General features: G+C 63.6%; 11 protein-coding genes and 1 pseudogene. 3 read left to right on the top strand and 9 right to left on the bottom strand.

The window, feature by feature from the left end; genetic code table 11:
- Positions 1–3: 3 nt before the first annotated feature.
- Together RCO24_RS09990 and RCO24_RS09985 are read right to left on the bottom strand one after the other, a co-directional pair.
- A complete protein-coding gene (locus RCO24_RS09990; protein WP_308961766.1) occupies positions 4–1,266 on the bottom strand; it encodes a flagellar hook protein FlgE in 1,263 nt (420 codons plus the stop codon).
- Positions 1,267–1,376: 110 nt separating this feature from the next.
- Positions 1,377–2,042: pseudogene (locus RCO24_RS09985) on the bottom strand (response regulator transcription factor); the annotation flags it as partial.
- Positions 2,043–2,316: 274 nt separating this feature from the next.
- Between RCO24_RS09985 and RCO24_RS09980 the strand changes: the two are divergent.
- Positions 2,317–2,784, top strand: a complete 468-nt coding sequence (locus RCO24_RS09980) for a hypothetical protein (protein ID WP_308961765.1) — start codon at positions 2,317–2,319, stop codon at positions 2,782–2,784.
- A gap of 12 nt (positions 2,785–2,796) precedes the next feature.
- Here the strand turns inward: RCO24_RS09980 and RCO24_RS09975 are convergent, their stop codons facing one another.
- The 4 genes from RCO24_RS09975 to RCO24_RS09960 form a co-directional block, all read right to left on the bottom strand.
- A complete protein-coding gene (locus RCO24_RS09975) occupies positions 2,797–3,282 on the bottom strand; it encodes a hypothetical protein (protein WP_308961763.1) in 486 nt (161 codons plus the stop codon).
- 76 nt (positions 3,283–3,358) lie between these two features.
- The gene (locus RCO24_RS09970; RefSeq protein WP_308961762.1) at positions 3,359–4,177 is read right to left on the bottom strand and encodes a protein phosphatase 2C domain-containing protein; all 819 of its coding nucleotides are present in this window, start codon (positions 4,175–4,177) and stop codon (positions 3,359–3,361) included.
- A 107-nt stretch (positions 4,178–4,284) separates the two neighbouring features.
- Positions 4,285–5,040 (bottom strand): FHA domain-containing protein, encoded by a 756-nt coding sequence (locus RCO24_RS09965; protein WP_308961761.1) that lies wholly within the window; start codon positions 5,038–5,040, stop codon positions 4,285–4,287.
- 109 nt (positions 5,041–5,149) lie between these two features.
- Positions 5,150–5,884: an FHA domain-containing protein gene (locus RCO24_RS09960; protein ID WP_308961760.1), complete on the bottom strand. Its 735-nt coding sequence runs from the start codon at positions 5,882–5,884 to the stop codon at positions 5,150–5,152.
- A 240-nt stretch (positions 5,885–6,124) separates the two neighbouring features.
- On the opposite strand from RCO24_RS09960, the gene RCO24_RS09955 reads away from it, so the two are divergent.
- On the top strand, positions 6,125–8,533 hold the full coding sequence (locus tag RCO24_RS09955; RefSeq protein ID WP_308961758.1) for a serine/threonine-protein kinase: 2,409 nt from the start codon (positions 6,125–6,127) through the stop codon (positions 8,531–8,533).
- 76 nt (positions 8,534–8,609) lie between these two features.
- On the opposite strand, the gene RCO24_RS09950 is transcribed toward RCO24_RS09955, so the two are convergent.
- Positions 8,610–9,170 (bottom strand): tetratricopeptide repeat protein, encoded by a 561-nt coding sequence (locus RCO24_RS09950; RefSeq protein WP_308961757.1) that lies wholly within the window; start codon positions 9,168–9,170, stop codon positions 8,610–8,612.
- Between the two features lie 69 nt (positions 9,171–9,239).
- Entirely contained in the window at positions 9,240–9,785 is a 546-nt protein-coding gene (locus RCO24_RS09945; protein WP_308961754.1) for a tetratricopeptide repeat protein, read from the bottom strand.
- A gap of 255 nt (positions 9,786–10,040) precedes the next feature.
- Between RCO24_RS09945 and RCO24_RS09940 the strand changes: the two genes are divergently transcribed.
- Positions 10,041–11,408 (top strand): thermonuclease family protein, encoded by a 1,368-nt coding sequence (locus RCO24_RS09940; protein WP_308961752.1) that lies wholly within the window; start codon positions 10,041–10,043, stop codon positions 11,406–11,408.
- Between the two features lie 267 nt (positions 11,409–11,675).
- Here RCO24_RS09940 and RCO24_RS09935 read toward each other — a convergent pair whose 3' ends face one another.
- Entirely contained in the window at positions 11,676–13,070 is a 1,395-nt protein-coding gene (locus RCO24_RS09935) for an FAD-linked oxidase C-terminal domain-containing protein (RefSeq protein WP_308961751.1), read from the bottom strand.
- Positions 13,071–13,158 lie beyond the last annotated feature (88 nt).

The raw sequence follows: 13,158 nt of genomic DNA, 5'->3' as shown, positions 1-13,158 counted from the left end.
GCCTTAGCGCTTGAGGTTGACAAGGACCTCCATCAGCTCACCACCCGTCTGGAACACCTTCGAGTTCGCGGTGAACGCGAACTGTGACTCGATCATGGTCGTAAGCTCGGTCGCGGTATCGACAGTCGATTTCTCGAGCTGCGAAGATTTGATGGTTCCGAAAGTGCCCGTGCCGGCAAAACCAAGCTGCAGGTTTCCGGAGTCCGCGCTGACAGAATAGGTGTTTCCGGCTTCTGGCGTCAGATTGTCGGGGCTGGCCACCGTGGCGAGCGGAATCTTGTAAATTCCGACGCGCGCGCCATTGCCGTAAACCGCATAGAGCGTCCCATCGTCAGCGAACTCCACGCTCTCAACCGAACTCGGCTCGTTGCCGTTGACCTCGGAAGTACCGATCTGGAAATCGTCCGCGAGTTCGCTCGTCTCGGCCATATCGAGGCGCAAGGTCTGACCGTTCGGGACGGGAATATCCATGTACGTCGGGCTCGGCAACGCCGTGTCGAGCTGACCGGTCGAGGGATCGAAGGTCAACGTCTCGGACGCGAGCGGACCGCTGCCATATGGGAAGCCTTTGGTGGTGGCATCGGCTTCGGATGCGTCGAAGAAGCTGACTTCCCAAGTGTTGTCGGCGGTCTTCGTGTAATAGATATCCATCGTCACTTCGCGACCGACGTTGTCGACCACGGTCATCGACGTCTTGGCGGAATAACTTGCCGTTGCAGCATTGCCTGACGGCAGATCCGTTTCGATTTCGGCATCTTCCGGAACGTTCACGTAGAACGTGCCGCTCGTCGACGGCGTCGCCGTCAGCGCCATTCCGCTGATATTGACGTTCTGCAAGCCGGTCGTGCCGTTGGCCGAAACAGCGGCCACGCCGCCATTCAGGGGGTAACCCTGAAGCGTGAAGCCTGCGGCGTTGACGAGATCGCCATTGGCGATCTTCACGAACGAACCCGCGCGCGTCAGGAAGGTCTTTCCGGCTGCGTCATTGACCAGGAAGAACCCGTTGCCGCTGACGGCAAGGTCGGTCGACGATGTCGTGTAGTCGAAGCCGCCCTGCTGGGTGATGCCGTAACGGACCTGCGTGTCCACGCTGCCGGGCACGTAGGACCCGGAGCCCGACTCGAGCACCACCGTCGAAAACTCGGTGAATGCCCGCTTGTAACCATGCGTACTCGCATTGGCGATGTTGTCGGACACTGTGCCGAGCCGGCTGGACTGTGCAGCCATACCCGACGCACTCGTCCGCATCATCCCCGAAATGCTCATCCGACCAAGTCCTTTGCGAATAGCTCTGACCTATCGATTAGATCATCACCATCTTGCGCGAAGCTGGAGGATTCACCAGCTTCAACCCTTTTGTCCGAGGCTGCATCGACGACGAGCCGGTAGCCGAGATAGCGCTTCGAATCGATCGGATCGTAGCCAAGCCGGTGACGAAGCCGCTTGCGGAGCTTGCTGATGTGGCTTTCGACGACGTTCTCGTCGATGTCCTCGCTGAACAGGCCGTAGACCGAGTTGAAGATCTGCGTCTTGTTGATCCGGCAACCGCGGTTGCTGACGAGATACTCCAGAATGCGCCGCTCGCGCCTCGGAAGTTGTAGAACCTCGCCCTTCACTTCCGGATCGCGCCCGTCGAAGAACACGCGCATCTCGCCGACATCCGTGAAATCGGCAGCCCCGCTCGCACGGCGGCGAATGGCTTTGACACGTGCGATGATCTCGCGAACGTGGATGGGTTTGCGCACCACATCGTCGACGCCGACGGAAAACAGATCGAGCGTTTCCTCGAGCGACCGATTCTCGTTCATGGCGATGATGGCTGCGACTGTCGAACGGCGGCGGATGGTCTTCGCCAGCACACTCCGATTCCCGCACTCACCGAGAAGGACCGCCTCGACCGACCTCATGTCCGATTCGGACACGGCGCTGACCCAGCTCTCGAACTCGCCCGACGTGAGCCCGCACGCCGAGATTCCCTCTCTACTGAACCAGGATACATACCCTTCCGTAACGGTCGCCCGCTCGTCCACGACGACGATCATATGATGTTCCCCCGCCCATCGGCACCCCCCGAATCACAAAACGCAACCCCACTTAACCGGGATGCAGTGCGTCGCCATTTCGATCAACGATTTGTTGAGGATTTCTCCGTATCCGACTCGAATCACTCTTGAAGTGTTGCGCAAAGAGATCACCTGCGGCACTGAGACTCACTGCGATATTGCGTATACGGAGGGGGAAAGACCAAGCTCAAGCCTGGCACAAGCAGACCCCGCTCTAATCGCTGGCGTGCCCGGTCTCTGAGTGGGAGCGACAATGCAGATTCACGTTCGCGAGCGGCCTCAGGTGAAAACGCTTGGGTTGGCCATGCTGTTGTTCCTCGCCGCCGGCTGCACCACCGGCAACGCCCAAGCCTACCGGTACGATTTCCGCGTCGAAGCAATCGCCCGCGTCGCCCCGGGCATGAACCAGACCGAGTTGCAATCGGTCCTCGGACCGCCCGACTACATCCAGGTCAAAGGCCTGCGGCAAGCTTGGCAGTACTGCCCGCGCCGCTCGTTCATGCGCTTCATCGACGACGTGTTCCGCGTCAACGAGATCCTCCGCCGAGACGGTGAAGACCCGCTCTATGTGACGGTCTGGTTCAACAGCGGTCGCGTCGAGCACATGCGGGCCTACCCGACCCGCGTCATGGGAAGCTGCAACGACTACCTCGCCGCCTTCAGTTGGGAGGATGCGATCGACGGGATGTATACGGCCGAGAGCGGCTATCGCATCAAGTAAGTTGCACAGCCCCTACGCTGGCTTCGCCCGCTTCAGCGCCCGATCAATCTCGGCATTGATCTCCGCCATCGCGCTTACCGCTTCTGCACGCCACTCCGGTGTCACGCGATCCGGATGGTTCTGAGAGGCAAACCTGCGCCGTAGCCTCCTGAGATCGCCCGGCGCGTGCTCCTTGCCCACGAGGGTCTCCTTGAGCTTTCGGGCCGCCTCGCTCGGCCGCTCGACCGGGACCGCCGTGACCTCTTCTTCTTGCTCCGCCTCTTGCTCGCCCGGATCGCCTTCCAGATCGTAAGCGCGCACCAGCGACTCGCGCGCGACATAACCAGACGCCGTTGTGATGTCGCCCAGGCTTCCGATGGCAGGGCCAGTCGCCGAACTGGCCGAACTCGAATCGTCGAACAATATGGGCTCGCCGTGCGGATCGAGACGCGCCTCGTCGAGAGCCTGCTCGAAGGCATGCTTGTCGGCACGGCGTCGAACGCGCGTTGGCCAAACCAAGATCGGTTCTCCCCGAGGCACGGTTGCCCCGGGAACATCCTGAATTCGATGCCTTGTATGGGCCTTGCGCTGCGCGTCAGGAGTCGTTTGAGGATTGGACCGCCGAATGCGGCGCCAGACGGACGGCCACCACGGTGGCATTGTCCTGATGCGGATCCTTGAGCGCTTCGACGGCGCGGATCAGCGCATTGGCGACGGCAACCGCGCCATCGTCGGCATAAGCCGCCACGATCCGCTCGATCTCGACTGCTTCCAGCGTCTGCAGACCATCGCTGGCCAGGATGATGTAATCACCCGGCTCGACCTTGAGCGGCCGACGCGACAGATCGACAAGGTCGATGTCATCTCCCGTCACCGCCGAGCGCAGCATATGCCTGCGGGGATCGCGCCGCGCCTCGTCCTCGGAGATCGCTCCGGCCGCCGCCAGGCGATCCAGCTCCGGCGCCAGAGAATGATCTTCGTTGAGCAGCGCAATCTCGCCGCGCCGATAGAGCATCAGCGGACTATCGCCGACACTGACCCACTCGATACCCTCGGAGCCGAACGTCACCCCGACGAGGGTCGACCCCATGCCCGCGAGCATCGGATTGGCGTCGACCGTGTCTGCGATCGCCTGATTGGCCGCCGTCAGCGCCTCGATCAGGCGCTCCTTGTTCGGTCCGTGCTGATCGACATAGGCTTTGATGAAGCTCTCGCAGGCCATGCGACTGGCCAACGCGCCGCCCGCATGCCCGCCCATGCCGTCGGCAAGCACGGCGACTACGGCCGCTCCATTCGACGCCGACGTATCGGAAACGGAAGGACGAGCCTCCCCGCCGGTCCAGAAAAGAGCCGTGTCTTCCTGATAATTTCGCGCACCCTTCGTGGTGCGGCTTGCGTGATCGAAATCTAGCATTCGTCCTTGGACCATAGTCGCTTCGAACCCTGATTGTCCGAAGCGCGAAACATCAAGCTCGTAAAATGAGAGAGCAGGATCGGGCCGAAATCAAACCCGCCAAACCCTCAGCTCTGCTCTTGCAGCGCCGACCAATCGAAATCGGCACCGCAGAACGGCACGAACACAAGTTGCGTCCGGCCCATGGTGATGACGTCCATCTGCGCAAGCTCGACGGCGCCCGTGGGCCGTTTCTCATTTAGGGAAACGACATTGGTCTTGGCAAGGTTCGGCACGAACAGAAACGAGCGCTCAGCCGAATCGTAGCGGATATAGGCCTGCTCCTCCGAAGAGATCGCGTCATCGCCGAAATCGATCGGAATACGGTTGCTGGCTGCGCGTCCGAGCGAGTTGTTGCCCTCGAAGATCGGCCGGAACTGGCCGATGCCGGGACCTCCGACGACGACCAACCATCCCACCACCGGATCCTGGTCGAACGCCCCGCGCGTCACCTGCATCTTGCCGCGCACGAGTGTGGTCCGCGAAGCCGGCTCCGCCTGCTTCGGCGCGGCCCGCACGACGCGCGTCGTGGGAGGCGCATCGGATTCCACATGGCGGGCTTCCGCCGTCACCCGCGGGGAACGTGCTTCGCGCGCGGCCTCGGCGGCGCTCGGCGGCGCGGCATCGCTGCGCGGCGGAGGCAATTGCGCGGCCGCATCCGGACCGGACACGGCGATCACGCCCTCGCTTGCCGCAGCGGCAACCCGCGCGACCTCAGCCTGCTGGCGCGCCGTGTCCTCGCGGCTCGCCGCCACCAGCGCGTCCTTGAGCGACCCGAGAAAACCCGAACGTTGGCCCTGCGGCCCGCCTGCGCTCCCAGACATGATCGTGTCCTCCTTCATCTGTTATGCGGCTTCCGAAAGCGCGACAGTCGCAACGCTCCGAAACCGAAGTGGACCTCCAGGGCCGAGACCCTGCATTCTCTCGCGACACTCAACCCGAAGGTGCTGCCGAAAACTTCAGCCGCGCATTACCGAGCTCGATCAAATCTCCGCTCGCGAGCCGCGCTTCCGCGACCGCCCGCCCGTTGATCACCACGCCGTTGCCGTTTGCGCTCGAAAGATCGGTGATGACGAACTCGGCATCTTCCGTCCGATGGATGGCGGCGTGATAACGATGGACGGTCTTGTCTTCGAGGCACACGTCGTTGTCGGTCTCGCGCCCTATTCTGAGAAGCGTACGTCCGAGATTGTAGCGCTGGTCCGAATAGGACGGCGCCACGTCGCCGCGGTTGACGACTTCGATCCAAGCTTCCAGCGGCCGCAACGGAATATGCCCGGTGCGGACGCCATCTCGCGGCTCGGCCGCCGCTTCACGTCGCACGCGGCGCACCTGCGTACGCTGTTGCGAAACCTCGAGCGGCTCACTGTCCCCGCGACGCCGCACCAGCCATCCGAGCACGGCGAGCGGCGGAACCGCGATCAGCGCCGCAAGCCCCAGCACGAGAGCTGGCGCACGCGCGTAGCTCGCTGCGACCCAGTCCGTGAAAACCGACAAGGAGGAGCCACCCGAATCGACCGCTGACAAACCATCACCCACGGACGCAGCATCCGGCGCAGCGCACGCAGGGAAAGCCAGCGCGGCAAGCGCCAATCCACAAACCAGCATCACAACCGTCGGCGCTCGATAGCTGCGTAGCCCGGCAGGCTCCAGTGTCGCAAGTTGCATGAGATATGCTCGGTCTCGAATCTACCCTAGTGTTTCCTCGTGTTCTGCGGCAGCAACATGGCCGATAATCGCCCCTCCCGCAATTTGGAACAACTTTGACCGCGAAGCGCATGGCGCCGCCACATTCCTGCTTCACAAGAGGCGGCGGAGGTGATTTGCACCTAGAGAGTGTTTCCGGGATAGAGTCTCACGAGTGCCCGCATTATTGCCGCCGCGAGCCAACCCAGAGCCCGAGAGCTGATGACGAACCTGATCGCGCTAAAAAGCGGCACGGAGCTTGTCGGTGACTTCCGTATCGATCGCGTGCTCGGCGCGGGCGGTTTCGGGATCACGTATCTCGCCAAGGAAATCGCGCTCGACCGCAACGTCACCATCAAAGAATATTTCCCGTCGGACTTCGCGGCCCGCACGTCGACGTCGGACGCCGCCCCCCGCTCACAGGATTGCGCCACCGACTACCGCTGGGGCCTCGATCGATTCATCGAGGAAGCGCAGACGCTTGCCAAGTTCTCGCACCCGAACATCGTCCGCGTGTACCGCTACTTCAAGGCCAACAACACGGCCTACATGGTGCTCCACTTCGAAGAGGGCCAGAGCCTCAAGGCATGGCTCAAGGGTCTCAACCGCGCGCCCCGCCAGAAAGAGCTGGACGCAATCGTCGCCCCGCTTCTCGATGCGCTCGAGCTCATCCACAAGCAGGACTTCCTGCACCGTGACATCGCCCCCGACAACATCATCATCCGCAAGGACGGCTCACCGGTCCTGATCGACTTCGGATCGGCCCGCGGCGAGATCGCCGCCCATTCCAAGACCGTTTCCGCGCTGGTGAAGCCCGGCTATTCGCCCTACGAGCAATACGCGGAAACGAGCCGCCAGCAGGGCCCTTGGACCGACATCTACGCACTCGGCGCCACGCTCTATCACGCGGTCGCCGGCAAGCGTCCGTCCGACAGCCCCTCGCGCATGGTCAAGGATGAGCTGGTCCCAGCGCGCGAGACCGCGCTCGCCGCTTATCGCCCGGGCTTTCTCCAGGCCATCGACCACGCGCTCGCGTTGCAAACCGAGGCCCGGCCCCAGTCGATCGCGGCCTGGCGCGGCGCCCTGCTTGCGCCCCAGCCTGCCAAGGCCGGCTGGTTCGCCAAATCTCCCGCGCGCGGCGCGGCCGGCGAAGATCCGAACGCCGTTGCCCCCGAGCCGAACGCGGTCCGTAAGCCGGCCATGGCCACCGCGCCGCCCCCCCCGGACGTACCGGCCCCAAAGGGCAGCATGCTCGATTTCCTCGAGGGGCTGAAGAAGAAGCCGGCGACAGAAGAAAAGGAGAAGGCGGCCGGGAAGGCAGCTGCAAAGCCGGCCGCGGCAGCGGCCCCTGCACCGGCTGAACCCGCCCCTGCCGGAACCAAAAAGCTCGCCCAATCGCCCGAGCCGATCAAGTTGCCCCGCTTGCTCCGCAAGAAAGAGCAACCGGGCACGGCGATCATCGTCAAGGAGACGCCCAAAGCCGACGCGAAGGAGAAGCGTAAACCGGCGAGCCGCCCACGCCCGATCCGCAACCGGCGGTCCGGCGGTTGGCGTCCGATCCTGTTCAAGCTGCTGGTCGGCGTCGGTGTCGCGAGCGGCGCCGTCGCCATGCAGGACCGTTTCCCCCAGTTCGAAAGTCGCGGCAGTGGCGAAACCACCGCCGGCACCACGACCACCTCGACCAACGCAGCGATCCGAACCGCTTCGCTTCAGGAAGCCCCCGTCATCCGTCCGGTCGCCGAGCTGTCGGGCCATGTCGGTTCAGTGACGGCCGTAGCCTACTCCAACGACGGCGCGGCGATCGCCACCGTCGGCGCCGACGCACGGCTCAAGATCTGGAACCCGAGTTCCGGCTCGCTCGTCCGCACCATCGAGCTGGACAACGGCCCGGCCACCGCCTTCGCGCTCTTCGGCACCCATGCCCTCACCGGCCATGCCAGCGGCGACATCGTTTTGTGGGATTGGCAGCGCGCCGAAAAGCTCGGCTCCTTCAAGCGCAACGAAGCGGAGATCTGGTCGCTCGTATTCGCCGGTCGCGCCGATCGTTTCGCGGCTTCGAGCCACGACTGGAAAGTGACGCTGTGGGACACCGCGACGCCGTCAGGCCCCGTCCAGGTCATCGACGCCCATTCCAGCGCTGCGCAGGCCGTCGCCTACGTCACGACTGAGAAGGGCCCCCGCCTCGCGTCCGGCGGCGCCGACAAGACCGTCAAGCTGTGGAACCTCGACACGCTCGATCGCATCCGCACCTACCGCGGACACCAGGATTTCATTTCCGCGCTCGCATTCGCACCGAGTGGCAAGATGCTCGCCTCCGCCAGCCTCGACGGCGGCATTCGCCTGTGGTCGACGAACTCGGGCCGTTTGCAGCGCCGCCTCTATGGTCATCGCGGCCGCGTCGGCAGCCTCTCGTTCTCGCCCGATGGTACCACGCTCGCCTCCAGCGGCGCCGATGGCCAGCTCCGTATTTGGGATGTCGCACGCGGGCGGACGCTGCGGACCATCACCGGCCACAACGGCGGCATCAACGCCGTGAGCTTCTCACCCGACGGAACTCACCTCGCCTCGGCCGGCGCGGACGGCGTTGTCAGGCTTTGGGCGAATCCGGTCATCCGCCCCGCCACCAACTGAAGCACCGCATATAAGAAAGCCGGCGCGAGCACTGCCCGCACCGGCTTTCCCTGACAATAACAAGTGTGGCTTCCGATCAGCCCTTCGAAGCCCGCGCCTCGTAGTCCTCGATATGTCCCTTGAGATCCGCATAGGGCGCGCACGTCGCGCCACAGCGGCGCGCGATCTCGGAGAGCTGAATGCGTGCCTGCTCCGGCTGGCCCTTGGTCAGGAACGCCTCGCCGAGATAAGCCCGCGCCACCGCGTAATCCGGGTTGAGCGCAAGCGCGCGCTCGTAGATCGGCATCGCTTCGTCCACCAGACCGAGCTTGCGCGTCGCAAACCCGATGTAGGTGAGCACCCGCTCATCCTTCTTCTGCGCGAGCGTGAGATAGCCCAGCGCCTTGTCGTACTGGCCGTTCTTCGCCAGCCAATAGCCGGCATAGAACAACTCTTCGTCCGCCATGCCAGTGCTGGCCTGACCGACGCACGCCATCCACGCCGCCGTGCCCTTGGCAAGCGAATCGCAGAGCGCGCTGCTCGGCCCGACATCCTTTGACACCGTCCGCCCATCGGCCAGCAGCGGCGAGCTCACAAGCACCGCACCAACACACGACGCGATGAGGAGCCGCACGGTCCCGGACGCAAGTCTCGTCATAAAATCCCCCTTAGAGAGCGCGGGCCTTTCCCCGACTCCAACCTTCGATTTGATTTGCAGCGGTCCGGCTCAGCCACGCACGGGATGCGCAGCCTCGAACGCGGCAATCTGCTGCTTGAGCGCAACGAACGAGACGCAACCCGATCCGCACCGGCGCTCGATTTCCTGAAGCTGCACGCCAGCGCGAGCCAAATCACCCTTGGCCAGGAAAGCCTCGCCCATGTACTCGCGGGCCTGAACATAATCGGGTTCGATCTCGAGTGCACGCGTGTAGTAGGGCAGCGCGGCATCGACGTTTCCGAGCTTGCGGGTCGCAAAGCCCATCGCATTGAGATAACGCGGATTTTCATGATCCGAGACGGTCGCGAGCAGCGCCAGGGAATCGGTGAGCTTGCCCACGTGGGCGAGCCAGTACGCCCCGTTGATGATCGCGTCGTCCGCCGCCCGATGCGGTTTGCAGGCGGCCTTCTTCTTGTTCTCGGGCTTTGTGCAATCGATGCGCGGCTTGGCCGGCCCGTCGTCGGCCACCACCACCGAAACCGTCCCACCGAGGAATGCGGCGACGCAAACCCCTGAAAGCACGCGCCCGAATACTTTTGAACCGGTTACGACCATGGAAATCACTCCAACAAACGACCCCAGCTTGTTGGGAATTTTATCCCTCGCGCCTCCCGCTGTCCATGCATTGGATGCGTCACCGAACCTGGGGATTATGGGCATATTATCTCTATCGGCCAAAGCCCTGCCATCATTGAAGCGCATGGGCTTCGGGATTGGGAATCGCCGAAACTGCCAGAGTGCCGATGACCCGGCTCGCACGCCGGCCGTTCCCGTTCCAAACACCCCGATGTGACGACGCGAGGAAGATCATTGTTCTGGTGGCGAAAACGCAATGAAGGCTTCGAGTGGCGCGATTACGTGCGCACCACCATTCTGGTGCGCCGCGAGCAGCGCCGCCAACGCGTAAAAGACATTCACGCCGCCGCAGCCGCCCATGTCAAAGACGCCGGACGGCGCGGGCTCGACGCTGGCGTCGCAGGCGCGCGCGATGCCGGATCCGGCACCGCGTACTACGCCAAGAAATTTGCCGCGGCATCGGCGTCTGCGGTTCGACAGGCCGCTGCTGTCGCCGCCTCCGCGATCGCAACCGGCGCGCGAGGCTTGGCAAGCGGCTTATCCGCTTTGGCGGCGCGCATCGGCCAACCGCTCGGCCCCGTTTTCGAGCCTGTGCTCTCCGTCGCCCGCGAGCCCAGACCAAACCTCGCTTTGAAGATCGTGGCCGGCCTCACGGCCCTTGGCGCGCTTTACCGATCCTGGTCATTCGGCTTCGACACCGACGCGATGATCGCAGCCATCATCGCCGCAATCGCCTCCGTCGTACTCGCACTCGCTTACCTGACCGATCCCTATCGCGGCCGACGCGCCGGAGGACGTGCTTGGGACGGCCTGCTCGCGAAGCTCAGGGAAACCGAGATCACCCTCCCGGGTGACCGGCGCATCTCCGGTACCGCGGCCGGCGCAGGTCTCCTGGCTACCGTCGCGGCCGTCACACTTGCAGGCGCGGCCTTCTATTCTGGTGCCCCCAGCCGGGTCGCGGGTGTCATGTCGGCGCCCGCCACCACCGGGGCGCTCCCCACTGCCGATGCTTCGAAGCTCGAAGGGCGCGCTGTCGCCCTCTCCGGCGACAGCCTGCGTATTGCCGGCACGCTCGTCACGCTCGACGGCATCGAAGCTCCCGAGGCCACCCAGTCCTGCCAGCGCAAAGCTGGCAAATGGCGCTGCGGAGCAGCCGCCAAAGACGCGCTCGCTAACATCGTCCGCGGCCGGCGCATCTCGTGTGACATCGTCGGCGACGGCGAAGATATAAAGCGTGCGCGCTGTTACAGCCGCGGCAGCGATATCGCGAAAGAGCTGGTGCGCGGTGGCAGCGTCTTCTCGAACGGCGGCTTTCTGAGCCGCTACGCGGGCGACGAAAGCGAAGCGCAAGCACAGAAAGTCGGGCTTTGGTCTGGCGATGCGGACCGGCCCCAGGACTATCGCGACAAACGCTGGGAAGAAGCCACCAGGACGGCCCCGGACGGCTGCCCGATCAAGGGCCGCATTCGCTCCGGCTCGCGCACCTACGTACTGCCGTGGTCGACCTCCTACGACAGCATCAAGCCAAGCAAAGCCAAGGGCGAGCGTTGGTTCTGCAGCGAGACCGAAGCTAAGGCCGCCGGCTGGAGCCGGGCTTCCTGACGGGATGCGCTGAGTGAGGGCAACCCCAGAAATGGAAAGCCCGCGACCGGGGGGAGGTCGCGGGCTTGAAGAACTGTGACGCCCCTAGGGGGGATAGGTGGGACGGCGCCACGTTCGCAGTTTTTATTTCACATCAAACGAAATGGATTTGCAAGCGATGTGACAAAAGTTTGGATGGCGTGATTAAAATTTAGGCTAACAAATGTAAAGAACTGTATGAATAAATTCTGAGGACCTTCAATTACATACCCAATTATAAATCATCGATTAATTCGTATTCCTACCAGTCAACATTTTACCGGGATTTAGGATCCCAAGGGGATCGAGGGCCGCCTTTATAGCCCGCATGGCGCCAACCGCCGGAGCGCCAAGTTCACGTTCGAGATAGGCCATTTTGCCCTGTCCCACCCCATGCTCACCCGTCGAAGTGCCACCGAGCCGCAATGCACGCTCCACCAGCCGATCGAGAAAACCCTCGACCTTCGCGACGCTGTCCGCGTCTCCCGCATCGAAGACGGGAAGGACGTGGAAGTTTCCATCCCCCACATGCCCCACCAGCGGGGCCGGAATTCCCGTTGCCTTGATATCGGTCACCGTTTCGTCAACGCATCGGGCCAATTGCGAAACCGGCACACATACGTCCGTCACGATCACGGACTTCCCCGGCCACATCGTCTTGACCGACCAGAACGCGTCATGCCTAGCCTGCCAGAGCCTGCGGCGGGCGCTTTCGTCGGCCGCCCATTCGAACCGCGTTGCACCACAGCGAATTGCGATCTCGCGAAACTGCCGAAGCTGTTCCTCGGTGGCAGCCTCGCCCCCCGCGATCTCGACAAAAAGGTGGGGCTGTTCGGTGAGCTCGAGCTTCGAATGAAAATTCACCGCTCGGATCTGCAGGGCATCGAGCAACTCGACCTTTGAAAGCCCGAGCCCGGTTTCGTTGGCCTCGATGGTCGCATCGCACGCACCCGCAACCGACGCGAAAGGGCAAGCCACCGCGATAACGCGTTCCGGAATGGGGTGAAGCTTGAGCGCAAGCTCGGTGATGATCCCAAGTGTCCCTTCCGATCCGATCAGAAGCCGGGTGAGATCGAGCCCCGCCGCCGACTTGCGCGCTCGCCCACCCGTCGTCACCACCTCCCCGTTCGCCAGCACAGCCTTGAGCGACAGCACGTTGTCGCGCATCGTCCCGTAGCGCATGGCGTTCGTGCCGGACGCCCGCGTGGCCGCCATGCCGCCGAGCGTTGCATCGGCTGCACCCGGATCGACCGGGAAAAACAAGCCGAGATCACGCACATACGCATTGAGCTGGGGCCGCGTGACGCCCGCCTCCACCACACAATCGAGATCGCGCGCCTCGACCTGAACGATCCGCGTCATACGCCCGAGATCGACCGAAATGCCGCCGAACGGCGCGTTGACATGCCCCTCGAGCGACGTCCCCGCCCCGAAGGGGATGACGGGAACGCGATGCCGCGCTGCAATGACAACGATCTCCGCGACTTCGTCGGTCGTGAGCGGCCACACCACGGCATCGGGCGGCTCGGCCGCGATCCAGGTGAGCGTATTCGCATGCGCACAGCGAACGGCTTCGCCGGTCTCGACCCGGTCCCCGAACCGGGATTTGAGCTCGGCGATCGCCGCCGTCGGATCGGTCCGCATCCTTGAAGCCTCGAAACCTTTGCGCCGCCCGCCGGAGATCGGACTGCCCGACCCCGTTGCGTCTTCGCGCGAAACGTCACAAATGAGA

It is taken from the genome of Hyphomicrobium sp. LHD-15 (assembly GCF_031157355.1).
Lineage (GTDB): Bacteria > Pseudomonadota > Alphaproteobacteria > Rhizobiales > Hyphomicrobiaceae > Hyphomicrobium_C.
The sequence above is the reverse complement of the archived record's forward strand: the minus strand, read 5'-3'. Positions and strand labels throughout refer to the sequence as shown.